The organism is Paenibacillus sp. Marseille-P2973, from assembly GCF_018101095.1.
In the GTDB taxonomy this organism is placed as follows: Bacteria; Bacillota; Bacilli; order Paenibacillales; family Paenibacillaceae; genus Fontibacillus; species Fontibacillus vini.
Window position 1 is genome coordinate 282597 of the sequence record NZ_JAGQEH010000004.1, and the last position, 26210, is coordinate 308806.

Sequence of the window (26210 nt, forward strand, 5' to 3'; positions counted from 1 at the left end):
GTGAAAAAAACATGGGTATGGGGGCTGCTACCTTCTATCATCGTTTTTGCGATGCTTATGCAGGGCTGCGGTCAAAACAAGGCGCTTACTCCGTCTGCTGGTTCTTTTGGAGAGGCCGCCGGTTCTTTGCCGTCAAAGTCCGGTTCGAGCGAAGAAGTTCCTGCGAAGACGGGGTTAGCAGAAGCTGAATCGGCTTCAACAGGAGTACCGAGCCAAGTACAGGAAACAGAAAAAGCCGGAGATAAAGTGAAGGAAGAAGATCCAACCGCTGAGGAGAAGAAGGCAGCTTCGCCTGAGGAAAAGAAGGCAGCTCTAGCTCCATTGCCAAAGTCCGCTTCAGAACAGCCGGAGGATTTGGAAAGCCAGGTGGAGAACAAGCCGGATGGACGGACGAACTCCACGGGCGGAGCGGTTTCGGCGAAGGAGCAAACGACGTCAAAGGAGCTGAAATCGACGGAAACGCAAACCAAGGTAAAGGCGGGAACGGGGAAAGATAGCAACGCGGTCTCCGGTAAAGCGACAGCAAACGTTGCTTCTACAAAGCCCGATACATCCCAAGGGAATAAAGCCACATCAGGTGTTAAGGATAAAAAGGGGGCTCAGCCGATCGGATGGTCCCAATTTTTTGACGGCGACGATCAAACGACTCCATCCGAAGCATTCTGGGACTTAAGCGGATCAACCGTAACGATCAAGGGGTTTATGGGAGAAGTGTTGTCTTTTGAAAATAACTGGTTCCTGCTTATTCCCGAACCGGGAGCGGAGTGTCCTTTTGATAACGGGGACGAAACTTACTGGAATAAAATTATGATTGTGTTTGTTCCGGAGGATGTCAAATTGAGATATAAATCGGAGCCCCTCGAAATAACGGGCCGGCTCGATGTCGGGATCAAAATAGACGAATCCGGTTATAAAACCATGTTCCGGCTTTATGATGCCTCCTTTAAAGAGATCAAGGAGTAGCTTCGGATAGAATCAAAACCCCCGCAGCGCCTTGATTTCAAGACGCAGGCGGGGGTTCTTATCAGAACAGGATACTTTGAACCAGCAGGTATACGTTCAGCACGACGATAACGCCGGCGATAAGCCAGGCCAGAATGTTCAGCCAAAGCTTGTTGGCGAATTCGCCCATCTTCGTTTTACTCGAGGTGAACCTGACCAGCGGAATTACGGCGAACGGAAGCTGTAACGAAAGAATGACCTGGCTAAAAATAAGCAGATCCTGAGTCCCTCTTTCCCCGTAAATGGCGGTAACGATAACGGCCGGGATGATAGCGATCAGGCGCGTAATCAAACGTCGCAGCCAAGGAGTCAGGCGGATGTTCACGAAGCCTTCCATGACGATCTGCCCGGCGAGCGTCCCGGTCAACGTAGAGTTCTGCCCGGATGCAAGCAGCGCGACCGCAAACATGACGCTTGCCAGAGTGGTGCCTACAATCGGAGTAAGCAGGTGGTAGGCTTCGCTGATATCGGCGACCTGGGTCATTCCCGCAGAGTGGAATGTCGCGGCGGAAACGATCAAGATCGCCGAGTTAATAAACAAAGCGAATGTTAGCGCGATGCTCGAATCCCAGGTCGCGAACTTGATCGCCTGCCGTTTGCCGGCCGGAGTCCGGTCATACTGTCTGGTTTGCACGATGGAGGAGTGCAAATACAGATTGTGCGGCATGACTGTCGCTCCCAATATACCGATCGCGATATAGAGCATTTCCGGCCGGCGGATGATGTCCGCGTTAGGAATATAACCGAGGGCGACCTGCCCCATATCCGGTTTGGAGAGAAACAGATCGATGCCGAAGCAAATCCCGATCGTAGCGATAAGGACGACGACGAAAATTTCCAGCGTTCGAAATCCTTTGTTCTGAAGCAATAGTATAAGCAAAACGTCCACGGCGGTGATCATCACCCCGTAAATGATCGGCAATCCGAAAAGCAGATTAAGCGCAATTGCGGCCCCGATGACTTCAGCCAGGTCCGTCGCGGCGATCGCCAATTCGCAGAGCAGCCAGAGTGTGATGACGACAGGTTTGGAATAATTGTCACGGCAGGCCTGCGCCAAATCCTTGCCGGTTACAATGCCGAGCTTGCCGGAGAGGGACTGGAGCAGGACTGCCATAAGATTGGATAACAAAATAACGGATAAAAGCGTGTAGCCGAAGCGTGAACCGCCTTCGATGTCGGTCGCCCAGTTCCCTGGATCCATATAACCGACGGCAACCATATAGCCGGGTCCGGCAAAGGCCAGAAATTTCCTGAACCAAGAGCCAGTCGCCGGAATGCGCATGGAGCGATGGGCTTCCGGCAGAGAAGGCTGATCGCCGTTCATTCTCCACCCGGGGATACCGGCCTCTGCTTTATCTTGAGTCTCATTCATGGTATCTCACCCTATCTATTGAAAAGATCTTTTTATATTGTACACCTCCAAGAGTTTTTGTCTAGGGAAACTTTTTGGGGTTTGTCCGTTTCAAATCGGCCGTATTGCTTTAAATGGACTGTGACCCCCCCATTTTATATTGGCTTTAAGGAGGTATTGCCATGAAGACTTTATATACGGCTACTGTGACAGTAAAAGGCGGACGCACAGGTTCGCTTGAATCCTCGGATGGCGTCTTGAAACTTGACCTTAGTATGCCCGAATCCATGGGAGGACAGGGAGGCAGCGGAACGAATCCGGAGCAGCTCTTTGCTGCCGGATACGGAGCGTGCTTTGCAAGCGCGTTGGCCAATGTAGCGGAAAAGGCTGGAGTGAATGCGGAGAACGCGGAAGTAACCCATCATGTCGGCATCGGAAAAGACGAAAGCGACGGCGGTTTTAAACTTGCCGTGGAAATCGACGTCAAGCTGCCGGGTGTGGAACGTTCCCAAGCCCAAGATCTGCTGCATAAGGCTCATGATTTTTGCCCTTATTCCAAAGCGACCCGCGGGAATATCGAAGTGAAACTAAATCTTGTTGAATAGGCCGGAACTTCTTCTCAATAAAATGACTTCCTTTGGGTATAATGTAAAGGAAGTCTCTTTTTTGACCGGAGGGTATGCATCTTGTTGCAATCGAGAGTCTTTGTCATCCCCTTCCAAGTTGACACGCCGCCCAAAATTAATTAATATGTCTAAGTACTAAAACAGGATTCTAATTTGATAATGCGGGTGATGACCATGTCTTACAGACCGAGTGTTGATAACGTGACCAAGGCCGGGAGCAACGACAAAGAGGGATTGTACGAATTTATCGTCAAGCTGGCCGACGGCACCGAATGCCGTGTGTTTTACCATCGTTTTCCTGAATGGCGGCTAACCAATATCAGCCGTTTGCAGAAAACGCCTTGTCCGGTCTGCCGCAAAGATTTCATATGCAAATGCATGGATAGTTTTGCGGGAGATATCGGACGTCAAGTCGAAGACGGACAATGGATTGACAAGGCTTTGGCCGAGTAACGGCGCAAGGTTCTGGATAGTAGGCGCGGGGCTGTTGGCTCCGTGCTTTTTTCTATAGTTTCTCGGGAGGCGAGGATACTGGGACAAAATAATCGTGAGGTCGATACAGTGATTTTATTTGATGGGGTCTGTCACCTTTGTCAGGGGGCTGTGAAGTTTATTATCAAACGCGATCCGCGCGGCATATTTCACTTTGCTTCTCTTCAATCCCCTGCGGCCGATCGCCTGCTCGAAGGAAAGACTCCGGAAGGCGGTTTTTTGAACACGATCGTCCTTGTGGAGGACGGAGTTCATTATACCCGCTCCACGGCTGCGCTGCGAATCGCCAGACGGCTGCGCTTCCCTTGGCCGCTGATGTATCTCTTTATTGTAATTCCCCGCCCGCTCCGCGATGCTGTGTACGGCTGGATAGCAGCGAACCGCTACCGCTGGTTCGGTAAGGATGACGCCTGCATGATGCCGACGCCGGACATCAGGAAGCGTTTCTTGGAGAAATAGGACTTGTCCGAACAGCTCTTCTATGTTATTCTAATTGTAAATTTTAGGAATACGGAACGGAAGCACCGTCCAATTGACCGAGAGATCGGTTATTGGGCGGTGCTTTTTTGCGTTCCCAAGAAGAGGTGGTGGACCGTGTTACCAGTCAGAGTCGTGCTTGCCGTTCAAGATGAGCAATATATCGAGCCGTTTCTTCATTACGTACGATGCAGCGAGTTTGCCCGGCGACTGATCATGACGGCATTTAGCCGGAAGGAGGCGTTCTTGAAGTTTTTGGCGGAGTCTTCGGAAATAGTGGATGCCGTACTTGGCGAATCGTCTTTTCTTGAAGCCGCAGGGGAAGGAAATCATGGGAGAATCACATTTATTCGCCTGAGCGACGGGGAGCAAGAGACTTTTACAGGCAAGCAGTTGGCCAAGTATCAACCGCTGCATTTATTGCTATCTTCCCTTCTTGAGATTGTGCGTGGGGGTAGCGAAGGAATCGCTCCGATGGACGGCAGGGCCAGGATTATCGGGGTTACGTCTACCGTAGGAGGCTGCGGCAAGACGACGGTGGCGCTGAACATGGCCAGACAGTTGGCGGCCGAGGGAGCCAAAGTCTTTTATTTGAATCTGGAGACGATCCAGAGCGGATTTATGCGCGAAGGGCATGAAACCCGGGGCGACGGGCATCGCGCGGGATTGGCCCGGCTGCTGTACGACCTGAAAGCTGCGGAGGACAGGCGGGAACCTTTGAAATTTCCGGTCTCCGCCTATGTCTACAGACATCCGTTGCTCCAGGGGGATACCTTCGGTCCATTGGACAACTTGAATGAACTGTTGGAGATGGAGCGGAAGGATACGTCCGAATTGATCGACTATATCGCGGGGAGCGGGCTCTATGACTCGGTGATCGTCGATACCGATTCGTTTCCGAACGGGCGGACCGAAATGGTTCTCGAGCGATCGGACAAGCTGGTCTGGCTTGTGACGGAAGACTGGAGCGTCATGAGAAAGACGGAAGTATGGCTGGCCCATCTCGAGCGTTCCCATCCTTCCTTATACAACTCCGTGATCGGCAAATCGCTGTTTGCGGCTAATCGGGTTACCGGGGAATATGCGCTTTCTCCGGCAAGAAAAGAAATGGCCGTGGCGGTAACATTATCGTTTATTCCGGCTTGGAGCCAAGGAAATGGGGAAAACGGCGCCTTGATGCATTCGCCGATCTACCAGCGCGATGTCATGAAGCTGTGCCGATTGTTGAATCCGGGTATGGCGGGAGTGGATGAGATAGGGAGTGCGGCAAGATGAAGGAAGATATATTCGCCTTGCTCCGCAGGGAAATCCGCTCCGGTTTGGATGTGACTTCTTCCATGCAGGACGATCAACTGATGGATTATATCGAGCGCCAGGTGCTTGAAGAACAGCGCCTCGCGGGTCTGACGGCAGCGGATAAACGCAGGTGGGTAAGGCGGTTGTATGATTCATTCCGCGGTTTGGATGTCCTTCAGCCGCTTGTCGATGACCTTACCGTAACCGAGATCATGATCAACGGACATGAGGAAATATTCGTGGAACAGGATGGGCAAGTGCGGCGCCTGCCGGTTCATTTCGAGTCCAGGGAAAGGCTTGAGGATATTATTCAGACCATAGTGTCAGGAGTCAATCGGGTCGTAAACGAATCCTCGCCCATCGTCGATGCAAGGCTGAGGAATGGATCCCGGGTAAACATCGTTCTTCCGCCTATAGCGCTTAAAGGACCAACCATGACGATCCGGAAGTTCCCGGAGCGTCCGATGACCATGGAGGATCTGGTTGAGAAGGGATCTCTGGATACGGAGACGGCGAACTGGCTGCAGACATTAGTAAGGAGTAGGTACAACATCTTTATCAGCGGGGGAACCGGATCCGGGAAAACGACTTTTCTGAATGCATTGTCCCAGTATATCCCGGGTGATGAGCGGGTTATCACGATTGAGGATTCGGCGGAGCTGCAGATCGTGACTGTTCCCAATCTGGTGTCCCTGGAGACGAGGAATGCCAATACGGAAGGCAAGGGAGAAATTACGGTCAGAGATTTGATCCGTTCTTCACTACGGATGCGGCCCAATCGGATCATCGTCGGCGAGGTACGGGGAAGGGAGGCTTTGGATATGCTTCAGGCGATGAATACTGGCCATGACGGGAGTCTATCTAATATAATGTGGGGTCAATTAAAGGTGATATCCTGGACAAAGGCGTCAAAGAACTTGTTTTTTACACCTTTGACCTCCTTGAGATTCGTATTGATGACGATCTGGGAGAAGAGGGTATAAACAAGATCCTTCTTTTCTTGGTCATCGAGATATGGCCAAGCATCAGCTAGGCCGGCCAACTCCGTTAAGCGTGGGATACCGGACAGTGACTTCTGACTTGCTACTATGAGTTGTTGAATCTCCTGCTCTTTTTTATCTTCCTCTGCAATTTTCTTTCGAATATCTTCTCTGCTTATCAGCCCTTCCACAAACATGTATTGCCATTTCTCCCGGCGCTCCATAATTTTTGCAAGTTCACGTTTTTGTTTATCAATCTCAATTTTCTTCTTACTCTCGTCTTTGGAGAGACGCATTGCTTCTTCTTTGATTTTATCCATGTCGACCTGTAGCTGTTTTATATACTCCAGAACTAAGTGCTCTACATGCACCTGACGAAAAGTAGGAAGATCACATGATTTGCTATGATGACGATTTGAACAGATATAGTATTGTGTTCTTACATCGCCATTTGAGGTTGTTCTTTTTGTAGTCAAGCGTCCAAACATGGCTGCGCCACATCTACCACACCGTAGGACACCGCTAAACCAGTAGGTACTGATCCTACTGTATCCCCCGGAAGACTTGCGCTCCATGAATGCTTTGAGTTCGTTATACTCGCCTTGAGTGAATATGGCTTCGTGACTCCCCTTTCCGTAAACACATTTAACACGCTGATCCCGTTTACTGTTTACATAGTTACCTGCTGGTGTCTTCGACCCAATACGAATAATGCCGGCATAGTAGGGGTTTTCCAAGGTGTACGCAACGGTGGCATCGGTCCATTCACTAGCTCGGCGCAGCTTTCCAGCCCGGTTCATTGTCATAGCAACACTTTTATAACCTAAACCACTCATATAAAGGTCCCTGATCTCACGTATATAGGCCGCTTCTTCGGGAACTAATTCCCCGTCTTGAGTGTATCCATAGGGAAGTACTCCACCAGGACGACGTCCCTCGGCTACCATTTGCTCCACACCGAAGCGAACACGCTCTGAGATCGTCCCACGCTCCCACTCAGCCATCGCGCCAACTAAGGTGATGAAGAACCGCCCCATAGCAGTAGTGGTCTCAAAAATCTCTGTAGAGCTCTTAAACTTGACGCCGTAGAGATCGAACGTTTTTAGTAGGGCGTGCAGATCGGCGACCGAACGCGTAAGCCGGTCTAATTTGTAAACCAAGATCACATCAAACCTTTTGTCCTCCATGTCCGCCAGCATTCGTTTCATACTCGGTCGGTTAAGGTCTTTGGCTGAATACCCATCATCAATGTAAAAATCATATATAGCCCAGTCCTGGGACTCCGCGAAGCTAGTGAGGCGAGCTCTTTGCCCTTCTATAGAGAAGCCTTCCTCAGCCTGCATATCGGTGGACACGCGGATGTAAATAGCGGCACGCATGACCCTGGTTACTGTTGCGTCTGATTTCGTAACCATGTGATTTCCTCCCTTGAGTTTTTCTAAAAATAAGCCCCATGGAACTCTAAAACTTCCTCCAAATCTTTCCTTTGAATAACAAAGGTAAAAGCAGAGTTCCTATGCCTTGAAGCAAGATAATTAACTCTCAAACTGACCATTTCGTCCTTATAGTCCATATCATCGTAGAAGACAGGTTTACTGTCCTGAAAACTATCCAATTGATTCTCATCAATGCGGTCAAATGGCCCGTTTGGAGAAAATGTGATCTCCTCTTGGGTGAGGAGGGTCTGCTCGTCCACACAAACGACGATTTGCGACGGGGCGTCAAATTCTCCCGTCGGATCATAATAAGCGTATATCTTTGTCTCAGTGGGTTTAGACGGAATGATCGGCTGTTTAATCAATGAATTTTTAGCAGTTGCCATCATTATCCCTTGTAGTTCTCTCCGCTGAATTTGTTCAAGTCGTTGCTTCGCGATTTTTAAAGGAACCTTGAATGTAGACGCGAGAAACTTAATTGCATCGTTCTGCCTAGGCGGCAATTGAAGTTTTGAAATGATATAGAAGGGCATAGAAGCATAAAGAAGGAAGGCGCTAGCCTCAGCTTCCTGGGCATCTTTAAAAAGCTCGGGCATTTTGCGCTGGTCGCCAACGTGACGGAGCACATGGCACAGTTCGTGGAAGAAAATCATCCGAGCGGCAACTACGGCCAAGCGGTTATGTAAAATAATGACCATTTCTTTATTGTCTGAAAACGATTTGCAAGTGTCGTACTGGAGATCGACTCCAAATATTTCCGCCATCCTCCCAATTTCTAAATCTTCAGGTGTGGTAATGCCGTTAGTGCGGAAATGATCTGAGATCCACTGCTCAAGAACCGTCTCGTAATAATGAAGAAATAGCATAATAAATACCTCCATAGGAATGTATGTTCGGTTTATGGTTTAAATAAAAAGCCGTTGCCGGCTTAGATTTATAATCGTTTTTTGTTGTTGGGACATGTAGATGACGCCGCGATCTTGGCAGCCAGTTCAGGATCTAAAGCCACGCTTTCTGTCTTTATGATCACCGGCTCGGGTTTTGTATTACGCCCATTACTGGTAAAGACTCCTATACGTATTATGGCAATTACCTCCTATAGTAAGAATGCATGTTCGGTTTATGGATGAAAAATATGAGCCGAATTTGGCTCGCATTGTATTGAACTTATCCTTTAATGTAATTACCATTAGCATGTTTGATCAACTTTGATTTGCATTTGTAGCACTTTGTTGCATTACCTACAACATGAATTGATCTACCGCATACGGGACATTCAATGGATGGTTTTGATAGTGCTACAGCTGATTGCCCAGACTTATAAATTAACATGATGAATATACCAACGATAAAAACAGCAATGAATATAACTAAAAATATCATTATTATCTCCCGAACTTTTCCTCATCGGCTGAGGTACTTGCTACTTATCCGCTTCTCTTTCCTTTGCGGCTTCTTCTGCAGCTCTTCGCTTCATCGCTCTGTATCGCTCCAGAGCTGCTTCCATTTCTGCGATTTCATCAGGCGTGTATTTCTCTGGGCCGCCAAAAAAGGACATATTTGTCTCATATCCTTTTGGATTGTCGGTCCGTCCATGAAGGTAATCAATAGTTACTTCAAATTGATCGGCGACTTCGTTTGTAAATTTAATAGAAGGTTCTCTTTCGTCTCGTTCATACATACCAATCGCACTCTCACTGACCTTGAATATTTTAGCAAAGTCTTTTTGTGTGAGGTTATGCGCTGTGCGAATTTCGCGCAGTCTTTGCCCAAAAGTAGCCATATAAAATCACCCAATCACATATTAACACATTCTGTGTTAATTTTAGTCATTAAACACAAAACGTGTTGACAACACAAAATGTGCGGTATATATTAATAACAACAACACAAAACGTGGTTTTTGGAGAGGTGGTGTAAGGGATTATGAAAGAACTTATTGCAAAGAGATTGCTTGAACTACGGGGTGATTCTAGTAGAGAAGCAACTGCAAAAGCAATCGGAATTAGCGTAAGTGCTCTTCAGATGTACGAAAACGCTCAGCGGATCCCTAAAGATTCAATTAAGGTTCGCATTGCTACACATTTTGATAAAACAGTACAAGAGATTTTTTTTGATGATCAACCGCACAAAACGTGTTTTTTAGACAGTCAATCCGCAACTTCCGAGCAGAAGGAGGTGGGATAGATGGATTTTTCTCTACAAGATGTTAAAGAAGCTCAAGAAACTTTCAGCATAGCAGAAGTGAATCGGATGTTAAGCGAAGGTTGGGTACTTGTTTACATCAGCCACGAGCCAAGCCGCAGTCGTTATGTACTAGTCAAGTTCGAATAGGGAGGGTTGGTAATGAAAAAGGAGTATCCAGCACCTTACAATCCAGGCTTATCAGAAAAAGCATGGGACAAACTTCATAAGTTCCTGGCAGAAAAGAATGTGAAGTATGCTGAGCAAATTCAAAATGATCGGAAAGCAAAAATAGAAAATGCTGCCGGCTGAGGAGGGAATTTAATGCGAATCCGCTGGAAACGTCAATCTTCAAGGGCTGGGCTCATCTCGGCAGTTGTCACTCGCAATCTAATTAAAGGAATGGATATGGAAGTAGCCCTGGAGTTATCGTTGCCAAACTACTCCGCTAATCCCGAAGGGTTATCTCAGTTCGAGAGAAAACGAATCCTGAAGGAAGCAATGAAAGAATTGAAAAGGATAGAAGAAGCCCGCCGGGGCGGTACCGGCCGCCAGCGGGCGAGGGGATGAGGGGAAAGGTTAAACTCACAACTTAATATTACACCGACCCCTTGTCCAATAACATCCTACTTATTTGGACAAAGGAGGCCAATTGAGAATGGCAGTTGGACATTTTTCAGGAGCACTTGAAGAAGTAATGAAGCAAAATGGCGATACCCTCGCAAAAGCTGGTAAAGCGGCCCATGTGGACGGATCGCAGATTGGCAAGATTATCAAAGGAAGTCGGAAGGCTTCGAAGCCAGTTATTAAAGCGGCGGCTCAGCACTACGATGACGGTCGGCTTTACATCGCGGCAGCTGGAGAAGTAACAGATGGCGCCTCAGCCCCCTGGCTCAACAACGTAGATTTACATAGATCGTCGGTACATCTTAAAGTGCTCGAGGAGATCGGCGAGGTCGAACAAGCCCTATTACAAGCACCGATCACCAAAACCAAGGATCAGCTTGGCCAGAAGGAAATGCAGCAAATCAAGATAGCAATCATGGAAAGCATCGAAGCTATTACGGCTCTGATGCATTACGTAACGGTCTTATGCAAGGAATATTCTTTCTCCTACTTCAGCGCCTGGCGAGAGCATCGTGCAGATCTGAAGGCCAAAAAATATATGAATTGAGGGATTGAAATGGAAACGAAAATGACATTGGAAGAGGAAATCCGGATTGTAGCTCGCAATGCAGCTCGTAACCTCCGGACAATTCGGCAGAACCCGGAAAACGTGTCACCGGACAAGCTAGAGAAAAACATTGATTACCTCAAAATGATGATCCAGCTCCACAAAACAGAGCTGAAAGCACAAAAAAACGCCCGGCGGGCAGGCCGGACGCTCTCGTTGAGAACTCGTCTAAAGTCTCTCTTGGTGTCTATTTTAGCTGATAGTGGCAAAGAGGGCAAGGAGGGAACAGCCTGATGGACAAGTATTGGCGGTCGCTTCTCTTCATTTTTCAAAACACACCGCGGCTCAAACCGCTTCTGACAAAACGATATATTGATGTGGAATTAAGGTCGGTTTATGCCACAAAGCTTCGAGCAGCATCGAAAGGCTGGTCGCAGTCAGAAAAATTTATGTTGAATCTCGCACTTCATCTCTATAACGAATCGAACAAAGTGAATCTTTCAGACATGGATTATCTGGATTACGAGCATAAGGAAGTGGCTTTCGAAGCCCTTCGCATTCGGTACGACTATAGGGAGGGATCGGCATGATTAACAAAATCAGCGTAGAGCATCTGATAGGGCGGGCATTAACCCCGAAGGAGATTCAAGTTATTGAATGGTTGAACGGCTGGGAAAAGGAAACAAACGGAACAGTCGCCCACCTAATCAGAGCAGCTTATCTAAACGGCCGTTTGGAGAAGAGCGAGAAGAGCAAGGAATAATGACTGGGTTTCGGCCCTGTCTCCCGGCGTCGGACGGTTTTCATAACCTTCTCCGTTCGGCGTCGAGAGATGCGGCTGACGCATCAAACATAATCGAAAGGAGGACAAGCCATGTATCCAGTTATTCAACGGTTGACCGTGGTTAGCAACCCAACCCGAATATTTGAAGTTGGAACGGTGATCGAAGGACGCGAGGTCATCGAGATCAAGCAGACTGGTACTGAAGATTTTTCGGAGTTTTGGGTCCTGGACGAAAACGGCGCACTGATCGCGAGCGTCGAGAACTGCCCGGTCATAGTGGATTGGAAGACGATCGCTGTCCACGACGAAAAAGAAAACGACCTGCGGGAACAGGTCGTATCTGGGACTTAAATAATTTTCTTGCCACTATCTTAGCAGATTGGGGCGAAATCAACAAGAGGAGGGGTTTGGATGGGGGGTACTGCTTATTCAGTTGACGTAACCGGCCAGAATGTGGTCGTAGAAGTTTCTCCTGAAAAACAGTACAGTTCGCCTGCACTTTGCATCCGGGGTACGTTCGGCAGCCTGCAGTTGCTTGCAGCAAATGAACATTTGGCGGAAATCGAATTTGCCCTAAGGACTTACCTGGACGGCATCCGCTATTCGGAGACTCCGGACCAGCAAGCCATTTTAATCCACGAAATCAATCAATCCATTGAGGAGGGAATCGCTTGAACAAAATTATCTTGGAGCGTCTGACAGCTCGGAATTTTAAAGGCTTCCGTGATTTTGGCTTCTCTACAAACGGCGGTAATGTTGAAATTTACGGGGATAACGGAACGGGGAAAACAACTCTGTTCGACGGTTTTACATGGCTGCTTTTCGGAAAGGACAGTGCGAACCGATCGGAACAGAAATTTGAAATCAAGGAGCTTGACTCCGCTGGAAAGGTACTTCGGCATAAGTTGGAGCATGAAGTGGAAGCGGACCTCCTGGTCAACGGCCGCCGCCGGACATTCCGGCGGGTGTACTCCGAAAAGTGGACCAAGAAGCGCGGATCCGTTACGGACTCATTCGAGGGGCATACCACAGATTACTACGTTGACGGGGTGCCGGTTAAGCTCTCTGAGTATCAAACCGAAGTGGATTCCATTATTAAAGAGGATCTCTTTCGACTCTTGACCAGTCCTTCCTTCTTCAACGAACAGCTCAAAAAGGAAGAACGCCGGAAGGTGTTGCTCGAAATCTGCGGGGATGTAACTGATGCGGAAGTCATTCACTCCAATCCGGTGCTCAGCCGTCTGCCAGAGATTCTGGGAGATAGAGATGTCGAGAACCACCGGAAAGTAATTGCGGCACGCTGCAAGGAGATCAACAAGGAGATCGAGCGTATCCCTGACCGGATCGACGAAGCCCAGCGTAATCAGCCGGACATTGCCGGATTGAATGAAAATCAACTTGATGATCAGATTGCGCAACTCCGTTCGGAAATCAAAGCTAAAGAAGCTGAAGCCCTTCGCATTCAGGCCGGCGGGGAGACTGCCGTGAAGGAAAAGCGGATCCGGGAGATCGAGAGCGAGCTGCTTTCCATTCAGAACCGACTTCAATCGGCCGTGTTGGACAAGTTCGCTTCCAAGCGGGACGAGGTAAGCCGGTTGCAGAGGGATTATGATGCGGCTCGCCGACAAATCGACAACAAGCGATATACCATCCAGCAAAACGAGAAAAGCATCGATTTGAAGAGCCGTGAGGCAGATCGACTAAGAGCCGATTGGACTGAAGTAAATGGTAAGGCGTTCGAAGGTCACCAGCACGACACGAATTGTGCAGCTTGCGGACAGGAGCTGCCAACAGAACGAATTCAAGAGGCTCATACGAAAGCAGAGACCGCGTTCAACCGCTCTAAGGCTCAAACTTTGGAGCAGATCAGCGTTCGCGGTAAGGCTGCCAAGGAAGAAATTCACCGCCTGCAGGAAGAGAATGAACGGATTAGTCGGGACGTTGAGCAACTGAATGACCAGGTTGCAGAACTGAAGAACGTTCTTTCAGTGGCGGAAGCCGAACTGGATAAACTTCGGTCAGGTATCCAGGATCCGAAATCTGACCCGGGATACCAAGAGTTGCTGGAAGAGAAAGCTTCGATCCAGATGGAAATCACTAGACTCCGAGAATCGGTTCAAGAAGAAGAGTCCCGTCTGGCAAGAGAGGTTTCCGAGTTGGAGAGCCGTCTCCGCGATCTGGAGCGCGACAGATACAAATTCGACGCATTCAAGGATACCGAGAAGCGCATCGCCCAACTTGAAGGCCAAGAGAGAAGCCTGGCCGCCGAATACGAGCGGTTGCAGGAAGAGCTTTTCCTTACCGAAGAGTTCACCCGTTCTAAGGTCGCGCTCCTTGACTCCAAGATTAATTCAAAGTTTAAACTTGCGAGATTCAGGCTGTTTGAAGAGCAGATCAACGGCGGGCTGAAAGAAGTCTGCGACACGCTGTACAACGGCGTGCCATATGATGGCGGCCTGAATAATGCGGCCCGGATCAATGTCGGCTTGGACATCATCAACACACTTTCCGAGCACTATGGTTTCTCGGCTCCGATCTTTATCGACAATGCCGAGGCCGTTACAAAACTGATCGATACAGACGCCCAAGTGATTCGCCTGGTCGTAAGTGAGAAGGACAAGAAGCTTCGGATTGAACCTAAAAACAACAACATGCAGGAGGCGATTTAATTGAACGAGCAACAACAGACATTGGCGAAACAGGAGCCAACCCAATCAGAACGCTTTATGACCAAGGTAATCGCGGAGTTTGGCTCAAGCGTAGGCGAGGTGGCTCTGACGAACTTCCAGAAGAGGCTGGCTCAGAATTACTTTATCGCACTGGACGCTGTTCTCAAGTCAACTGAGGAAAAGCGCCTCAAAAAATCCGAGAAGTACCGGGATCCTCTGCCAGTGACCTGGTCTAACGTGAACATGGACAAGCTTTCCAGAGATGTAGTGGCCTATGCTCGAATTGGGTTCGATCCTTCCCAGCCGAACCACATTAACCTGATTCCTTTCAAAAACAACAATACAGGCAAGTATGACATTGGATTTATTGAGGGGTATCGGGGGATTGAACTCAAAGCCACCAAGTACGGCCTTGATGTACCAGATCATGTAACAGTCGAGTTGGTTTACTCGAACGACCGTTTCAAGCCAATCAAGAAGGATGCGAATCATCCGCATGAAGGATATGAGTTTGAGGTTGTGAATGCCTTCGATCGAGGACAAATCATTGGTGGGTTTTATTATCATCTGTACTCTCAGGCACCAGAAAAAAATAAGTTGGTCACGATGACAGTCAAAGAGATCGAGAAACGAAAACCTGATCATGCAAGCCCTGAATTTTGGGGCGGGGAGAAAGATAAGTGGGAGAACGGCCAGAAGGTTGGTAAGGAAAAGGTCGAAGGCTGGTACGAGAAAATGTGCTGGAAGACAGTATACCGGGCTGCCTTCAACGACATCACAATTGACAGCCAGAAGATCGACGACGATTACCTGCGCCTGAAACAGATGGAGAGCGACTTTGCCGAGGCAGAGGTTGAGCGGGAAATTAGCGCAAACGCCAATAAGGATGTCATCGATATTACACCTTCACCTGCTACTGAGGCTGAACCTGAGCCGGAACAACAAACGAAGCAGACACGCACCTCCAAGACCAAATCAGAGCTAGCCGCACAGGGAGAAATGGATTTCGAAAGTAAGCCAAACGATATTCCTCCAACCGGTTCCGAAGGGCCTGACTTCTAATGATCGAAATTCAATGCCTCGGCTCCAGCAGCGCGGGCAATGCCTACCGGATCACGGACGGGCATACCGCTCTCCTGCTGGAGGCAGGCTTCCCTTTCAAATCTCTGCAGCGGGCGCTTAATTTTCGAATGTCGGATATTGTTGGTTGCCTTATCAGCCATGAGCACGGAGACCACAGTAAGGCCGCCAAAGACGTGATGAAAGCCGGGATAACCATTTATACCGGACAAGGTACAGCGGATGCCCTGGGGCTCTCCGGGCACAGGATAAAGTCAATCAAAGCACATCAGCAGTTTGAGATTGGTACATGGTCCATCCGGCCATTTGAGATCGAGCACGATGCCGCAGAGCCCCTGGGATTTATCTTAGCTAATACGGAGGGGGACAAACTGGTCTTTCTGACAGATACGTATTACTGCCGTTACCGATTTGCTGGCCTGACTCACATCATGGTCGAATGTAACTACTCGCTGGACATTGTTAATAAGCGAGTCTCCGCCGGGCAGTTACATTCAGCGCAAAAGAAGCGCCTCCTTCGATCACACTTTGGTCTGGAACACGTCAAAGGCTTCCTTAAGGCTAACGATATCAGCAAGGTCGAGGAGATATGGCTGCTCCACCTCTCAGATGGAAACAGCGATGCTGAGAGATTCAAACGTGAGATTCAGGAAACGACCGGGAAGCTGGTCATGGTAGCTGATCGATGATCGGCAACGAGAAACCACTCTTAAAAAGTATGATGGGCGACCGGATCTGGAGATTAATGCAGTCGGATCCGGAAGCATTCAAGCACGAAACGAGGGAATACTTCGCCCGGGCTTACCCCGGATGGACAGTGGTCCGAGTGAAATATCCGCTCGTGCTTTTGAGAGACGATAGAAAGCAAGTTTAGGGGATGAGCATATGCCCGAAGGCAGTTACCCTTTTCCAATGTATTCAGGAATCTTGGAACACAGACATTACAAAAAAATAGGTTCAGCGATCTGGCTGTTCCTTTGGTGCATCAGCTCCACGACATCCGAGAAGGAAAAGGACGGTATTGTCTGGGGCATCGTCCTTGGGAACAAGCCTATCAAAATCAGTGAATTGGAAGATGAATTTGGAGTTTCTGATAGGACGATACGATCATGGATTAAAACGCTCGAAGATAACCACTACATAAAAGTCACCAGAGCGCCTTACGGACTTGTTTTCACAGTTCGGAACTCCAAAAAGTTCAGAAACAGATCGGAAGAAAACTTCCACTCTGACAAAGGAGATCGGCAATATTCTTCCGGTCTGGAAGAGAGTGATCGGCAGGAAACTTCCGATCTCCCGGAAGAAAACTTCCGATCTAATAAAGATATTACAGAGATACACAATGCTGTTACTGTCATCACTGATCCCGAGACCATATTAAAACTCGCCCATGAAGTCGAAACCTACTTCGTCCAGAAACGAGGTTCAGGGTTCAATGTTTCTACCTCTGACTTCGACGAGATTAAGAAAATGGTGGCTACGGGTATCCCGGTGGAGATCGTGAAGCGGAGCATTGATAAATCTTTTGCAGAATACAAGCCCAAGCACGCTTGGGACAAAATCAGAAACATGGCCTACTGTATCCCTCGCTGCCTTGACGAGTGGAGCAAATCGCAAGTGGATGAATCCATAACCGATGGCGCGTTGCCGAACCGCCCGGTCGCCCTTGGACCTTCTCCACAGCGGGGCCGACTCACCAAGCAACAAGAACAAATCGAAGAACTCGATCGATTTATCGAGGAGGAACGGAAACGTGGAGCTCGTTGAAATAGCCGAACTTTATCGGCACATCAAAAAATACTATCCCGCTTTTGACGCTTCCCTTGATCGAGTCAAGGAAGACCAAAAGTTTCTCTGGGATTTCCCAAGGGATACTGCTCATGCCAATGTCGACGAACACATTCGGACAAGCAAATATCCGCCAAACATCGCCGAGATCCGCGGGAACCTTGGCGAACAGATCGAGCGGGATCGGATGAAGGCGGCCACTGAGGAATACTTCGCCGCCCGCGAGGAAGCCGCAAGGAATGCCTGCCCTCCACCGCCGGGTTGGAAGGAGGCCATCTATGCAAAGCTTGGGCGAGCTACTCGGTGAGCTGCCGCATGATCTAGCTGCCGAATGCTCGGTGCTCGGGGCGATCATAATCGAGCCCGAAGTGATCGAGCATATCGAGGGAATGCAGCCAGAAGTATTTTATCACGATGGTCATCAGATCATCGTACGGCGGATGCTGGAGCTTGCCGGTGAGGGCGAGCCGATAGACCTGGTAACGTTGTGTTCCCGGCTAAAAGACCACGGGGAGCTGGAGGAAATCGGCGGGGTAAGTTACTTGTCGCGTCTGGCCAATGCGGTACCGACGACGGCGAATATCGAGAGTTACGTTGCGGCAGTAAAAAACAAGCACGTCCTCAGGGAAATAATCCACACCGCACAGGCACAGATCGCCGCGGCGGCCGCTGGCGAAAACGTCCAGACTTTGTTATCTGGGATGCAGGTTTCAACCGCCCTGCTGACGGACCAGGCTGCCCCACCGCAGGATTTTAAGCGGATCAAGGATGTGCTTGTGGATGTCATTGAAACCACAGAAGCCAAGGCAGAGGCTTTCAAGCAGGGCAACGTTGTCACAGGACTCAAAACAGGGTTTGCGGACCTAGACAAGATGCTCGGGGGCCTCCAGAGGAGTGACTTAATCATCGTTGCCGCCCGGCCTTCGGTCGGGAAAACGGCCTTTGCGTTGAACGTGGCCCAGAACGTCGCGGTTGAAACTGGTGAGACGGTGGCGGTGTTCAGTTTGGAAATGTCCGCATCGCAGTTGGTTACCCGGATGGTTAGCGCCGAGGGTAATCTCGAAGCGAGCCGGCTTAAGATGGGCGACATGGTCGATGACGATTGGAGCAAAATGTCTGTGTCAGCCGGCGTACTCGGGGCGACAAATATCCTGATTGATGATTCCGCAGGCATCACGGTGCACGATATCAGAGCGAAATGCCGGAGGCTGAAGAAGCAGGATGGGCTCGGACTAATAGTTATCGATTACCTGCAACTGATCGCCAGCGTCGGCGGTAAGGGCCGCGGATCGGAGAACCGGCAACAAGAAGTGTCTGAGATTTCTCGGACACTGAAGCATCTGGCACGGGAACTGGACGTTCCGGTCATCGCCCTTTCTCAGCTCAGCCGCGGCGTCGAGCAACGGCAGGACAAGCGTCCGATGATGTCGGACCTGAGGGAATCCGGAGCGATCGAGCAGGACGCCGATATCGTGGCCTTCTTGTACCGGGATGACTACTACAATCAGGAATCAGAAAAAAAGAACATCATCGAGATCATCATCGCCAAGCAGCGGAACGGCCCGGTAGGCACCGTGGAGCTCGTCTTCCTGAAGAATTACAACAAGTTCGTGAATTATGACCGGGGTCATAGTGACCCAGGGCCACAAGCGCCGCCGGTACCCGATATGAATAAGCGCCAATGGGCGTGAGGGGATGAATGGATATGAGCGGACCATGGAGCAAATGGAGCGTTTACGAATACATGCGGCACACCTTTATGAGGGCTGGACGGGCTCCGGACTTGCCGGAGTTGGTTGAGAACTTCCCAGAAGTACCTCTATCGGAAATCAAGGAGGGGATGAAGGAGTTCCAGCTGACGCTCTCGATCGGGGGCGGCAAGCGTGCGCAGTGAAGCTTTGGTTGACCCGTATTATCAGGACGTGCCATGGGACATCGTCTATGACGACCAAGGCCAGCAGATCGGCGAGGTTTACGTCTTGCTTGGAGAGGCCAGAAAGGAGGGGATGCCGCGTGAAAATAAGATTCACCGTGTACGGCGAGCCCGTTGCCCAAGGAAGGCCGAAGTTTTCAACGGCCGGAGGATTCGCTAAGGCATACGATCCGGAAAAATCAAAGGACTACAAGGACTATGTCCGATTAGCCGCTTCGCAACATGCGCCTGCATTCTTGCTTGAGGGACCTATTCAAATGACCTTGATCGCTTATAGGTCAATCCCAAAGAGTTTCAGTAAGAAAAAAGCTGCAGAAGCCGAAGCAGGCATTGTCTTTCCGACAACCAAGCCGGATGCAGACAATTACCTGAAGGGTGTGAAAGATGCCCTGAAAGGTGTTATCTGGCGGGATGACAGCCAAGTGGTGGATGCCACGGTTCGGAAAAGGTATAGTAACCGGCCACGAATCGAGGTTCACATAGATCATATTTAATACGAGAGGGGAAAGGGATATGAACATTAATCTGAATGATCTGGCTGAAGGGGCGGTCGGAGAACGCTTTGATCTTGAATTGCAAAAGGTGCTTGATAACATTCAAGACCCAAATACTGATTGGAAGAAGGCACGGAAGCTTACTCTAACGCTGACGATCCAGCCGGATGAAACCCGGGAGATCGCCGTGGTTGGCATTGATGCCAAAACGACGTTGGCGCCAGCCCGTGGTCTTGCAACGAAAATTATCATGGGCCGAGACGGCAGGGGACAAATCGTTGGCGCTGAACTGAAGTCCGGGGTCAAAGATCAAATGATGATCGACAATGACGGGGATGTAGCCGACGATCGCGGCCAGAAGGTGTCCTATCTGCAGAAAAAACAAAAAGAAGCCCAGGGGGGTAACTAATCATGGAAATGCAAAAAGAAGCGCTGGAATACTTGGTGGAGCTGGGGAATAACGAAATTACTGAGATTAATGGGCGAACATTCTCCCGTCATCCTTTGCAAGTCGTGAAGACTCCGGTTGTTGCTCCCATTGTTGTTCGTAGCCTTTCCGGCATGGTTGGGTACCTGCAATCCGAATTTGATGTTGATGTTCCTTTGATGGTCCACGTTGAGAGCCCGACACGGGTGAGTGTATTCAGTACGGTTAATTCGGATGCCGCTCGTAACGTATTCATTCAGGCGGAGGCGTTGCTTCCAGAAATGCGATTTGGTCAGTGGTACGACACAGAGGAGTTCAATATTAAGCTGCAATCGGTATTTGTGAACGATGGAGATCGGACGACAATCCTGAAAGTGGTCGGCAACATCCAAGAGGAGAACGTATCAAAGACCGGGGACGATGGAGTTTCGCAGAAGGTAACCGTAAAAACAGGCGTGGCTACAGTGGCTGATGTGATCGTACCGAATCCGGTGAGCTTATATCCTTTCAGAACGTTCGTAGAGCTCCAGCAGCCTGAAAGTTTATTCGTCTTCCGAATGAAGTCCGGACCGGCCTGTGCATTGTTTGATGCTGATGGGGGCGCCTGGAAGGTCGAAGCCATGGACACAATCAAAGATTACTTAGAAGAAACGCTGAGTGAACAAATTGCTGACGGAAAAATCGTTATTATCGCTTAATTAACATACCCGGGTCAAACGGATCGGGTGCGGCACTGCTCGGCCGTTTGACCAAACATATGATCTTGTTTTGAAGGGGGAAGGGAGTATGCCGGCATTAGATTTTGAAATCAAGGACCAGATCCACGATTTGCTGGAAGAGGAATACATCACTCACGCAGAGGCCCGTTTACTGGAAAACTTCTTTTCCAGCCCGAGCCGTAAAGAAGCGGCCCGGCGATCGGGTATCAAATTTGAATCATACCAGTCAGCGATATCTCGACTTGCTCGTGACGGCATATTGATCCGGGTTTCCCGGGGAGTGCTCAAACTTACGGAAGATACCAACACCATCAAACGACAATCCCGCAATACACTACCGCCTCCGGTGGAACCGCCACTGCAAATGAGCAAAACAGAGCGGGAGTGGATGCTGACAAATTACAAGAGCCGGAAAAGAGCGGAAGCAGCATTGAAGTTAGGACGGAGCAAGTACGACATCAATCGGATGGCGATCACTCTGGGGATCGACCAGAAGAATTAGGAGGGGAAGAAGTGAGGTTCAAAGATAACATTCAATACAAGACATCTGCCTTCCTATTCGCAGGGATTGGAGGAGCCACTGCCGGCGCGATGCGCTCATCGGTTGAATACGGAGGGAAAGTGTATAAATTTAAAGTTCTCTGCGCCATTGATAGCGATCCGGTCGCATGTAGGAACCATGACTTAATATGTGGTGAGGAAACAGCGATTGTCATGGACTTGTTTCAACGCTGGCAATATGTCGCTTGGCATGGACACGAGCCGCCTGAGGGTTGGCGCGAAATGACGCCTTGGGACATTTGGCAAGCTTTCAAGGAGCAAGTTCCGTTCTTCCTATTCTTATCGCCGCCCTGCAAAGGGTTGAGCGGCCTTCTACCGTCCGACAAGGCGGCTTCTGATAGGTACCAGGCGCTCAACTATCTGACGGTTCATGGAATGGAATTGACACTACGTGCATGCGTTGAATACGGCGGCGGCATTCCGGCTGTCATTCAATTGGAGAACGTACCGAGGATTACGACACGTGGCAAGAACCTGCTAAAAAAGATCAAGCAGTTACTCGAAAAATTTGGATACGAAATTAGCCTTAAGGCTGATCACAATCTGGGCGAAATTGGCGGACTCGGTCAAAAAAGAACTCGCTTTCTCCTTATGGCCCGGGATCCTAAGCAGATTCCGAACACTATTTTTTACCCTGATATAAAACCGATGAAGAGCATCGGCGATGTCATAGGCCAACTTCCATCGCCTGGGGATATTGTGGCGGGTGGACCGCTGCACCGATTGCCTCGACTCCAATGGAAAACTTGGATGCGGCTGGCCCTCATTCCTCCTGGAGGAGACTGGAGAGACCTGAACAAAGTCGACTGGAAGAACTTGCGCGTAATCCATGAACCACGTCGTGGGGCGTTTGAAGTTGCGGACTGGGGTGAACCGAGTAGAGCGGTCACCAGCAGCGCTGGACCCGGGCGAAGCAATGGAGTCACTTCAGTAGCTGATCCTAGACTGCAGATCAACGGTGAAGGCAAAACGAATTTGTACCGCGTACAGTCGACTGAGTCATCGGCAGCATGTGTTACGGGTGCCACCGGCCCAAATCAGGGGGCTGGTTGTATCGCAGATCCATCGCTAAAGGAACGCCCCGGACGCCACCCGGCTGCGTATCGGGTAGTATGTGCGGACGAAATATCGCCATGCGTGACAGGGACGCGATTCGGTAGTGGTGCTATTGCCGTTGCGGATCCAAATGTTAATACCATACTAATGCCGGATAGCTACGGAGTACAAGCCTGGGGCGATACCGCCAAGACGGTTCGTTCGGCTAATCGGATTATGCAGGCTGCGGGTAGTGTGTCAGATCCACGAGTGCCGAACCGACCGGGACGATATACAGACCAGTATCGGATGCAGTCAACGGACGTACCGGCGGCAACGGTGACCGGCTCCAGAGATGTTCAAAACGGAGCACAATTGATTGCAGACCCTTCATTAAAATGCGCACCACGGGCGGACAGTTACGGCGTCCAAGATTGGCAGCAACCTGCGAAGACCGTTATTGGTAGCTCTGATATTCATGCATCAGCAGCAGCAATAGCCGATCCGCGAATCCCGGAAGATAACGAGCAAGGGGTCTGGATGATCATTGCCCAGGATGGAACATGGCACCGACCACTAACTACTTACGAGCTGGCGATGCTTCAAAACTTTCCGACACACCTGCCTGACGGGCGACCGTTCCAACTCGAGGGATGCAGTGATGCAAAGGCCCGGGAATACATTGGCAACGCTGTTCCAAGAGCAGCAGAGGAAGAGATGGGAAATGTCATCCTACTGGCGGCAGCAGAGGCAGAAGCGGGGATCAGTTTCTCATTTAGTTGGAATCCGGTGTGGGTGGCTCCTGAAAGTGAAGATGAGCTCACTCTGGTTCAATGAATTTATAGTATTCGGTTTCGAGCATCAATCGGAACAGTCGCTCGCCCTGCTCAAATGTATTTGCTTGACCAGCTTCCTTGGCATACTTCCAAGATTGGAAGTATGAGTTGTACTCATAATGCTTAAGTACGAATCCTGCAAAATATGTGTCATGTTTTTTGGGCTCGTATTGAATAATTGGTTGTTTCATAAATTTAATCTCCTTCTCAGATAAGAGTTAGTTCCGTTCCACTAAACATATACAAGATAATCATGTGTATTTTTAAGGGCGGATAATATTTATCTGAGGTAACTATCGTTTTATGGTGGCTTTTAGTTGTGGAGGCCTGGTCGAAATTTTTAGGGGGGATTCAAATGAGCAACAAAACATTAACCCAGCGCCAATCCGAGGCTCTTGAAATCATAAAATCATTCGTAGCCCAAAATGGTTATCCTCCTTCTATCCGAGAGCTCGCCGATCAATTAGGTCTTCAATCATCTTCGACGGCGTTTAATCTGCTGGATCAGCTCGTTCGGAAAGGATTCATTAACAAGGGGCCGGGCCCGCGGATGTTACGAGTTATTTATCAAAGCGAAGGGAGACCATCTGCATGAAAGCCATAACGATTATCCAGCCATGGGCGACACTGATCGCCATCGGAGAGAAACGATTTGAAACTCGAAGCTGGCCAACAAAGCACCGCGGAGAAATCGCTATCCATGCCGGAAAGAAAGTAAATCATGACGCTTGCAGGAAACCAGAGATAAATGCAGCGCTCGCCCGGCACGGGTTTACAGCATATAACTTGCCGACCGGGGCAGTAGTTGCAACTGCTCAACTGGTCGATTGCTTGAAATCAGTGGATACCTGGACAGATGGATATGAGCTTGAGGGCCGGAGGCTTATTTATTCCCCTGAATATGAATTCGGGGACTTCACACCAGGGCGCTATGCATGGGAAATGGCAGACGTCCAGCGGCTGGCGGAGCCGATACCTGCTAAGGGGCAGCAGGGGCTCTGGAACTGGATTTATGCGCAGTAGACACAAATAACGAAGGAGGCTTCGGAATAGATACTAATAGCAGAGTAAGAGTAGGGAGACAAAAAGGAGCGACATAAATCGCCCCTACAAGGTTATCGGCTTGGGAATATCTCTACTCTGAAAAGAAACGCGTAAACATCATTTTCAAGTATAAATTGTTCTTTAAGTTCTGTTCTTACGCCAACCGATATTGAATTTTTCTTTGAATCAAAGATATCAAAGGTCATTTCTTCTATCTCATCTTCGATTTTACTAATTGTTAGACCCAGTTTATTTGGATCCTCAATTTTTCTAAGGACCAGTACTTCCTTTATAGATTTTGAAGTTGAGCTACCATATTTATTGTCTTTTAAAAGGCCAAGGGCAAAATATACAGACTGCTCATCCAGTGTATTGTCTGGGAAAGACGGACTTAACATTCCTGCCACTGTTCCGTTATACACCATTTGAACCTTAGTAACATTAACTGGTTTATCCCATTGCTCTGTGCCCCAAGCAACACGATATTCAGCATTTTTAGGATGTCCGCCAGTTGCTGGAATAAAGATAGACTTCTTTGGATCAAAAACTCTTGCCATTTATAATCGCCTACTTTCTTTTGGTGTAATACCAATGGTAATAAACCAACAGTATTACACCATTGGTGAAAAGTCAATAAATTCTGGTTATTGATAATGAACAGTACGAAAAAATAGCGAAGGAGATTACGATTTCTCACTACCAATGCAAGTATTGTGACCGGCCAGAAGGGTTGTACGGTATCCCGATCACCGTCGAAGATGAAGAGAATTGCGCCTGCGGAGCGGAATGGGCGGAAGCCAAGATCCTGGTAAAGGATGATGACTACGATGCTGGACAAGGGGACTTAAACCGAAGTTTGGACGCCGGAGCAGATCGCCGAGCATTGCAAGCGGATCGGAGCGGACAAGCCGCCAGTCATAGCTGTCAGTAGTCGATTGGATACGACGGCGCCGCAAATGGCCATGAAGAGTGGCAGGTTCCGCAAACGGGGCGGAGAGTATTGATTGTCACGCTTAGTATTCAAAATACTCTAGGAGGTTAGTGTATGTTTGTCGTGTGGGAAGAGTTTTTTCGCTGGCAGTGGAAAATTGGAAGATTTAAAACCATGATAGACGCGGAGAAGGTTGTCAAAAAATGCCCGGTAGGAAGACGCAGATGGATCGAACCTATTTGAATATAGCAAGACCCCCAAATCCTTGGCCGGGGCGGGGGTCAATCAGTGATATATTCCTCTCAATAATTATAACATAAAGGGGATTGAGGGGAATGGCGATGGTATGGGGACAAGGGGAACTTTTTCCGACGGCAAATGAGAAGGAAATCCAACGTACAAAGTTCCTGCTCAAGAAATATAAAGAAATGACTATTCTGATGCAGGATTTTGAAAATTATGAAGAGGAACTGAAGCAAACGGCAGTCGATGGGGAAACGGCGCGCCGGATCGATCAGGAAGACCTTCATGCGGACAAGACTGCGAACGCGGCAATCCTGATCGAAAAGCAACGATGGGTGTATCAACAGTACCGCTTTTATACGCACCAGCTGCGACGGGCCTGGGGGCTTATATTAGATGTTGAAGAGAAGCGGGCGATTGAATATAGATATATTCAGGGCTATTCCCGAAAGGAGACTTTGTTGTTTTTCCGGCACAGCATGAGTGACAGCACAGTTCGTAGGAAGATTGATGATGGAGTAATGAGTATTGCAAATACGTTGAAATTAATCGGATTCTTTGAGCAGGAAATAAAGAAGTTTCAAATGTAAAGACAAAATAAGCGGGAACTAGGATTCAAATTAAAGTCTTAGTTTACCGCTTTTTATT

General features: G+C 49.0%; 39 protein-coding genes and 2 pseudogenes. 34 read left to right on the forward strand and 7 right to left on the reverse strand.

Annotation, left to right across the window (positions count from 1 at the left end; all coding sequences use genetic code 11):
* The gene (locus tag KB559_RS10715) at positions 1–963 is read left to right on the forward strand and encodes a hypothetical protein (RefSeq protein WP_348772906.1); all 963 of its coding nucleotides are present in this window, start codon (positions 1–3) and stop codon (positions 961–963) included.
* 61 nt (positions 964–1024) lie between these two features.
* Here the strand turns inward: KB559_RS10715 and KB559_RS10720 are convergent, their stop codons facing one another.
* Positions 1025–2374, reverse strand: a complete 1350-nt coding sequence (locus KB559_RS10720) for an Nramp family divalent metal transporter (RefSeq protein WP_211021724.1) — start codon at positions 2372–2374, stop codon at positions 1025–1027.
* Between the two features lie 161 nt (positions 2375–2535).
* Between KB559_RS10720 and KB559_RS10725 the strand changes: the two genes are divergently transcribed.
* The 5 genes and pseudogenes from KB559_RS10725 to KB559_RS10745 all read left to right on the forward strand — a co-directional run.
* On the forward strand, positions 2536–2958 hold the full coding sequence (locus KB559_RS10725) for an organic hydroperoxide resistance protein (RefSeq protein WP_211021725.1): 423 nt from the start codon (positions 2536–2538) through the stop codon (positions 2956–2958).
* Between the two features lie 195 nt (positions 2959–3153).
* The gene (locus tag KB559_RS10730) at positions 3154–3432 is read left to right on the forward strand and encodes a hypothetical protein (protein ID WP_211021726.1); all 279 of its coding nucleotides are present in this window, start codon (positions 3154–3156) and stop codon (positions 3430–3432) included.
* A gap of 75 nt (positions 3433–3507) precedes the next feature.
* Positions 3508–3930 (forward strand): thiol-disulfide oxidoreductase DCC family protein, encoded by a 423-nt coding sequence (locus tag KB559_RS10735; protein WP_211022171.1) that lies wholly within the window; start codon positions 3508–3510, stop codon positions 3928–3930.
* A gap of 135 nt (positions 3931–4065) precedes the next feature.
* The gene (locus KB559_RS10740) at positions 4066–5223 is read left to right on the forward strand and encodes a nucleotide-binding protein (RefSeq protein ID WP_211021727.1); all 1158 of its coding nucleotides are present in this window, start codon (positions 4066–4068) and stop codon (positions 5221–5223) included.
* Positions 5220–6107 (forward strand): annotated as a pseudogene (locus KB559_RS10745) (TadA family conjugal transfer-associated ATPase); the annotation flags it as partial. The gene KB559_RS10740 and the pseudogene KB559_RS10745, both read left to right, overlap by 4 nt.
* A gap of 14 nt (positions 6108–6121) precedes the next feature.
* On the opposite strand, the gene KB559_RS10750 reads toward KB559_RS10745, so the two are convergent.
* The 4 genes from KB559_RS10750 to KB559_RS10765 all read right to left on the reverse strand — a co-directional run bounded on the left by KB559_RS10750 (position 6122) and on the right by KB559_RS10765 (position 9443).
* Positions 6122–7639 (reverse strand): recombinase family protein, encoded by a 1518-nt coding sequence (locus tag KB559_RS10750; protein WP_211021729.1) that lies wholly within the window; start codon positions 7637–7639, stop codon positions 6122–6124.
* 23 nt (positions 7640–7662) lie between these two features.
* Positions 7663–8526, reverse strand: coding sequence for an ImmA/IrrE family metallo-endopeptidase (locus KB559_RS10755; RefSeq protein WP_211021730.1), 864 nt, complete (start codon positions 8524–8526; stop codon positions 7663–7665).
* Positions 8527–8827: 301 nt separating this feature from the next.
* A complete protein-coding gene (locus KB559_RS25575) occupies positions 8828–9043 on the reverse strand; it encodes a hypothetical protein (RefSeq protein ID WP_211021731.1) in 216 nt (71 codons plus the stop codon).
* Between the two features lie 40 nt (positions 9044–9083).
* Positions 9084–9443 (reverse strand): helix-turn-helix domain-containing protein, encoded by a 360-nt coding sequence (locus KB559_RS10765; protein WP_211021732.1) that lies wholly within the window; start codon positions 9441–9443, stop codon positions 9084–9086.
* A gap of 143 nt (positions 9444–9586) precedes the next feature.
* Here KB559_RS10765 and KB559_RS10770 point away from each other — a divergent pair, with 143 nt between their 5' ends.
* From KB559_RS10770 to KB559_RS10880, 24 genes and pseudogenes are all read left to right on the forward strand, one after another.
* Entirely contained in the window at positions 9587–9847 is a 261-nt protein-coding gene (locus KB559_RS10770; RefSeq protein WP_247681737.1) for a helix-turn-helix transcriptional regulator, read from the forward strand.
* Entirely contained in the window at positions 9848–9994 is a 147-nt protein-coding gene (locus KB559_RS10775; RefSeq protein ID WP_211021733.1) for a hypothetical protein, read from the forward strand.
* Between the two features lie 12 nt (positions 9995–10006).
* Positions 10007–10156 carry a hypothetical protein gene (locus tag KB559_RS10780; RefSeq protein ID WP_211021734.1) on the forward strand — a complete coding sequence of 50 codons (150 nt, stop codon included), beginning with the start codon at positions 10007–10009 and terminating at the stop codon, positions 10154–10156.
* A 12-nt stretch (positions 10157–10168) separates the two neighbouring features.
* Positions 10169–10414: a hypothetical protein gene (locus KB559_RS10785; RefSeq protein WP_211021735.1), complete on the forward strand. Its 246-nt coding sequence runs from the start codon at positions 10169–10171 to the stop codon at positions 10412–10414.
* Positions 10415–10502: 88 nt separating this feature from the next.
* Positions 10503–11018 carry a helix-turn-helix transcriptional regulator gene (locus tag KB559_RS10790; RefSeq protein ID WP_211021736.1) on the forward strand — a complete coding sequence of 172 codons (516 nt, stop codon included), beginning with the start codon at positions 10503–10505 and terminating at the stop codon, positions 11016–11018.
* 9 nt (positions 11019–11027) lie between these two features.
* Positions 11028–11312, forward strand: coding sequence for a hypothetical protein (locus KB559_RS10795; protein WP_211021737.1), 285 nt, complete (start codon positions 11028–11030; stop codon positions 11310–11312).
* Positions 11312–11608 carry a hypothetical protein gene (locus KB559_RS10800; protein ID WP_211021738.1) on the forward strand — a complete coding sequence of 99 codons (297 nt, stop codon included), beginning with the start codon at positions 11312–11314 and terminating at the stop codon, positions 11606–11608. Before KB559_RS10795 ends, KB559_RS10800 begins: the two co-directional genes overlap by 1 nt.
* Complete coding sequence (locus KB559_RS10805) at positions 11605–11781, forward strand: hypothetical protein (RefSeq protein WP_211021739.1); 177 nt, start codon at positions 11605–11607, stop codon at positions 11779–11781. The genes KB559_RS10800 and KB559_RS10805 overlap by 4 nt, the downstream gene beginning before the upstream one ends.
* Before the next feature lie 138 nt (positions 11782–11919).
* On the forward strand, positions 11920–12153 hold the full coding sequence (locus tag KB559_RS10810) for a hypothetical protein (protein ID WP_348772907.1): 234 nt from the start codon (positions 11920–11922) through the stop codon (positions 12151–12153).
* Positions 12154–12213: 60 nt separating this feature from the next.
* On the forward strand, positions 12214–12477 hold the full coding sequence (locus tag KB559_RS10815; protein ID WP_211021741.1) for a hypothetical protein: 264 nt from the start codon (positions 12214–12216) through the stop codon (positions 12475–12477).
* Positions 12474–14471 (forward strand): AAA family ATPase, encoded by a 1998-nt coding sequence (locus KB559_RS10820; protein ID WP_211021742.1) that lies wholly within the window; start codon positions 12474–12476, stop codon positions 14469–14471. Before KB559_RS10815 ends, KB559_RS10820 begins: the two co-directional genes overlap by 4 nt.
* Positions 14472–15533, forward strand: coding sequence for a recombinase family protein (locus tag KB559_RS10825; protein ID WP_247681738.1), 1062 nt, complete (start codon positions 14472–14474; stop codon positions 15531–15533). It begins immediately after the preceding gene.
* Positions 15533–16240: an MBL fold metallo-hydrolase gene (locus KB559_RS10830; protein ID WP_211021743.1), complete on the forward strand. Its 708-nt coding sequence runs from the start codon at positions 15533–15535 to the stop codon at positions 16238–16240. Before KB559_RS10825 ends, KB559_RS10830 begins: the two co-directional genes overlap by 1 nt.
* Positions 16237–16425, forward strand: coding sequence for a hypothetical protein (locus KB559_RS10835; protein ID WP_211021744.1), 189 nt, complete (start codon positions 16237–16239; stop codon positions 16423–16425). Before KB559_RS10830 ends, KB559_RS10835 begins: the two co-directional genes overlap by 4 nt.
* An 11-nt stretch (positions 16426–16436) precedes the next feature.
* Positions 16437–17318, forward strand: a complete 882-nt coding sequence (locus KB559_RS10840; RefSeq protein ID WP_211021745.1) for an HTH domain-containing protein — start codon at positions 16437–16439, stop codon at positions 17316–17318.
* A complete protein-coding gene (locus KB559_RS10845; RefSeq protein ID WP_211021746.1) occupies positions 17305–17646 on the forward strand; it encodes a hypothetical protein in 342 nt (113 codons plus the stop codon). Before KB559_RS10840 ends, KB559_RS10845 begins: the two co-directional genes overlap by 14 nt.
* Positions 17618–19030, forward strand: coding sequence for a replicative DNA helicase (gene dnaB, locus KB559_RS10850; RefSeq protein WP_211021747.1), 1413 nt, complete (start codon positions 17618–17620; stop codon positions 19028–19030). Before KB559_RS10845 ends, dnaB begins: the two co-directional genes overlap by 29 nt.
* Positions 19031–19044: 14 nt before the next feature.
* Positions 19045–19233: a hypothetical protein gene (locus tag KB559_RS10855; protein WP_211021748.1), complete on the forward strand. Its 189-nt coding sequence runs from the start codon at positions 19045–19047 to the stop codon at positions 19231–19233.
* Positions 19234–19352: 119 nt separating this feature from the next.
* Complete coding sequence (locus tag KB559_RS10860; RefSeq protein ID WP_348772908.1) at positions 19353–19766, forward strand: RusA family crossover junction endodeoxyribonuclease; 414 nt, start codon at positions 19353–19355, stop codon at positions 19764–19766.
* A gap of 19 nt (positions 19767–19785) precedes the next feature.
* Complete coding sequence (locus KB559_RS10865) at positions 19786–20175, forward strand: replication terminator protein (protein WP_211021750.1); 390 nt, start codon at positions 19786–19788, stop codon at positions 20173–20175.
* An 8-nt stretch (positions 20176–20183) separates the two neighbouring features.
* Positions 20184–20891, forward strand: coding sequence for a hypothetical protein (locus tag KB559_RS10870; protein WP_211022174.1), 708 nt, complete (start codon positions 20184–20186; stop codon positions 20889–20891).
* Positions 20892–20979: 88 nt separating this feature from the next.
* The gene (locus KB559_RS10875) at positions 20980–21414 is read left to right on the forward strand and encodes a hypothetical protein (RefSeq protein WP_211021751.1); all 435 of its coding nucleotides are present in this window, start codon (positions 20980–20982) and stop codon (positions 21412–21414) included.
* Between the two features lie 11 nt (positions 21415–21425).
* Positions 21426–22082: pseudogene (locus tag KB559_RS25465) on the forward strand (DNA cytosine methyltransferase); the annotation flags it as partial.
* A gap of 39 nt (positions 22083–22121) precedes the next feature.
* The gene (locus KB559_RS10880; protein WP_247681778.1) at positions 22122–23345 is read left to right on the forward strand and encodes a hypothetical protein; all 1224 of its coding nucleotides are present in this window, start codon (positions 22122–22124) and stop codon (positions 23343–23345) included.
* On the opposite strand, the gene KB559_RS10885 is transcribed toward KB559_RS10880, so the two are convergent.
* Positions 23329–23535 carry a hypothetical protein gene (locus tag KB559_RS10885; RefSeq protein WP_211021752.1) on the reverse strand — a complete coding sequence of 69 codons (207 nt, stop codon included), beginning with the start codon at positions 23533–23535 and terminating at the stop codon, positions 23329–23331. The genes KB559_RS10880 and KB559_RS10885 overlap by 17 nt on opposite strands.
* A gap of 164 nt (positions 23536–23699) precedes the next feature.
* Between KB559_RS10885 and KB559_RS10890 the strand changes: the two genes are divergently transcribed.
* Together KB559_RS10890 and KB559_RS10895 are read left to right on the forward strand one after the other, a co-directional pair.
* On the forward strand, positions 23700–23939 hold the full coding sequence (locus KB559_RS10890) for a LexA family protein (protein WP_211021753.1): 240 nt from the start codon (positions 23700–23702) through the stop codon (positions 23937–23939).
* Positions 23936–24367: an ASCH domain-containing protein gene (locus KB559_RS10895; protein ID WP_211021754.1), complete on the forward strand. Its 432-nt coding sequence runs from the start codon at positions 23936–23938 to the stop codon at positions 24365–24367. Before KB559_RS10890 ends, KB559_RS10895 begins: the two co-directional genes overlap by 4 nt.
* 92 nt (positions 24368–24459) lie before the next feature.
* On the opposite strand, the gene KB559_RS10900 is transcribed toward KB559_RS10895, so the two are convergent.
* Positions 24460–24945, reverse strand: a complete 486-nt coding sequence (locus tag KB559_RS10900) for a hypothetical protein (protein ID WP_211021755.1) — start codon at positions 24943–24945, stop codon at positions 24460–24462.
* Positions 24946–25118: 173 nt separating this feature from the next.
* Between KB559_RS10900 and KB559_RS10905 the strand changes: the two genes are divergently transcribed.
* Together KB559_RS10905 and KB559_RS10910 are read left to right on the forward strand one after the other, a co-directional pair.
* A complete protein-coding gene (locus tag KB559_RS10905; protein WP_211021756.1) occupies positions 25119–25319 on the forward strand; it encodes a hypothetical protein in 201 nt (66 codons plus the stop codon).
* Between the two features lie 335 nt (positions 25320–25654).
* Entirely contained in the window at positions 25655–26152 is a 498-nt protein-coding gene (locus tag KB559_RS10910) for an Ntn hydrolase family protein (RefSeq protein ID WP_211021757.1), read from the forward strand.
* The last annotated feature ends 58 nt before the right edge of the window (positions 26153–26210 follow it).

Excerpts from the sequence above, each read along its gene's own strand:
- KB559_RS10720 (WP_211021724.1), bottom strand. The coding sequence starts at position 2,374 with ATGAATGAGACTCAAGATAAAGCAGAGGCCGGTATCCCCGGGTGGAGA.
- KB559_RS10725 (WP_211021725.1), top strand. The coding sequence starts at position 2,536 with ATGAAGACTTTATATACGGCTACTGTGACAGTAAAAGGCGGACGCACA.
- KB559_RS10730 (WP_211021726.1), top strand. The coding sequence starts at position 3,154 with ATGTCTTACAGACCGAGTGTTGATAACGTGACCAAGGCCGGGAGCAAC.
- KB559_RS10750 (WP_211021729.1), bottom strand. The coding sequence starts at position 7,639 with ATGGTTACGAAATCAGACGCAACAGTAACCAGGGTCATGCGTGCCGCT.
- KB559_RS10755 (WP_211021730.1), bottom strand. The coding sequence starts at position 8,526 with ATGCTATTTCTTCATTATTACGAGACGGTTCTTGAGCAGTGGATCTCA.
- KB559_RS25575 (WP_211021731.1), bottom strand. The coding sequence starts at position 9,043 with ATGATATTTTTAGTTATATTCATTGCTGTTTTTATCGTTGGTATATTC.
- KB559_RS10765 (WP_211021732.1), bottom strand. The coding sequence starts at position 9,443 with ATGGCTACTTTTGGGCAAAGACTGCGCGAAATTCGCACAGCGCATAAC.
- KB559_RS10770 (WP_247681737.1), top strand. The coding sequence starts at position 9,587 with ATGAAAGAACTTATTGCAAAGAGATTGCTTGAACTACGGGGTGATTCT.
- KB559_RS10775 (WP_211021733.1), top strand. The coding sequence starts at position 9,848 with ATGGATTTTTCTCTACAAGATGTTAAAGAAGCTCAAGAAACTTTCAGC.
- KB559_RS10780 (WP_211021734.1), top strand. The coding sequence starts at position 10,007 with ATGAAAAAGGAGTATCCAGCACCTTACAATCCAGGCTTATCAGAAAAA.
- KB559_RS10785 (WP_211021735.1), top strand. The coding sequence starts at position 10,169 with ATGCGAATCCGCTGGAAACGTCAATCTTCAAGGGCTGGGCTCATCTCG.
- KB559_RS10790 (WP_211021736.1), top strand. The coding sequence starts at position 10,503 with ATGGCAGTTGGACATTTTTCAGGAGCACTTGAAGAAGTAATGAAGCAA.
- KB559_RS10795 (WP_211021737.1), top strand. The coding sequence starts at position 11,028 with ATGGAAACGAAAATGACATTGGAAGAGGAAATCCGGATTGTAGCTCGC.
- KB559_RS10800 (WP_211021738.1), top strand. The coding sequence starts at position 11,312 with ATGGACAAGTATTGGCGGTCGCTTCTCTTCATTTTTCAAAACACACCG.
- KB559_RS10805 (WP_211021739.1), top strand. The coding sequence starts at position 11,605 with ATGATTAACAAAATCAGCGTAGAGCATCTGATAGGGCGGGCATTAACC.
- KB559_RS10815 (WP_211021741.1), top strand. The coding sequence starts at position 12,214 with ATGGGGGGTACTGCTTATTCAGTTGACGTAACCGGCCAGAATGTGGTC.
- KB559_RS10830 (WP_211021743.1), top strand. The coding sequence starts at position 15,533 with ATGATCGAAATTCAATGCCTCGGCTCCAGCAGCGCGGGCAATGCCTAC.
- KB559_RS10835 (WP_211021744.1), top strand. The coding sequence starts at position 16,237 with ATGATCGGCAACGAGAAACCACTCTTAAAAAGTATGATGGGCGACCGG.
- KB559_RS10840 (WP_211021745.1), top strand. The coding sequence starts at position 16,437 with ATGCCCGAAGGCAGTTACCCTTTTCCAATGTATTCAGGAATCTTGGAA.
- dnaB (WP_211021747.1), top strand. The coding sequence starts at position 17,618 with ATGCAAAGCTTGGGCGAGCTACTCGGTGAGCTGCCGCATGATCTAGCT.
- KB559_RS10855 (WP_211021748.1), top strand. The coding sequence starts at position 19,045 with ATGAGCGGACCATGGAGCAAATGGAGCGTTTACGAATACATGCGGCAC.
- KB559_RS10865 (WP_211021750.1), top strand. The coding sequence starts at position 19,786 with ATGAACATTAATCTGAATGATCTGGCTGAAGGGGCGGTCGGAGAACGC.
- KB559_RS10870 (WP_211022174.1), top strand. The coding sequence starts at position 20,184 with ATGCAAAAAGAAGCGCTGGAATACTTGGTGGAGCTGGGGAATAACGAA.
- KB559_RS10875 (WP_211021751.1), top strand. The coding sequence starts at position 20,980 with ATGCCGGCATTAGATTTTGAAATCAAGGACCAGATCCACGATTTGCTG.
- KB559_RS10880 (WP_247681778.1), top strand. The coding sequence starts at position 22,122 with ATGAAGAGCATCGGCGATGTCATAGGCCAACTTCCATCGCCTGGGGAT.
- KB559_RS10885 (WP_211021752.1), bottom strand. The coding sequence starts at position 23,535 with ATGAAACAACCAATTATTCAATACGAGCCCAAAAAACATGACACATAT.
- KB559_RS10890 (WP_211021753.1), top strand. The coding sequence starts at position 23,700 with ATGAGCAACAAAACATTAACCCAGCGCCAATCCGAGGCTCTTGAAATC.
- KB559_RS10895 (WP_211021754.1), top strand. The coding sequence starts at position 23,936 with ATGAAAGCCATAACGATTATCCAGCCATGGGCGACACTGATCGCCATC.
- KB559_RS10900 (WP_211021755.1), bottom strand. The coding sequence starts at position 24,945 with ATGGCAAGAGTTTTTGATCCAAAGAAGTCTATCTTTATTCCAGCAACT.
- KB559_RS10910 (WP_211021757.1), top strand. The coding sequence starts at position 25,655 with ATGGCGATGGTATGGGGACAAGGGGAACTTTTTCCGACGGCAAATGAG.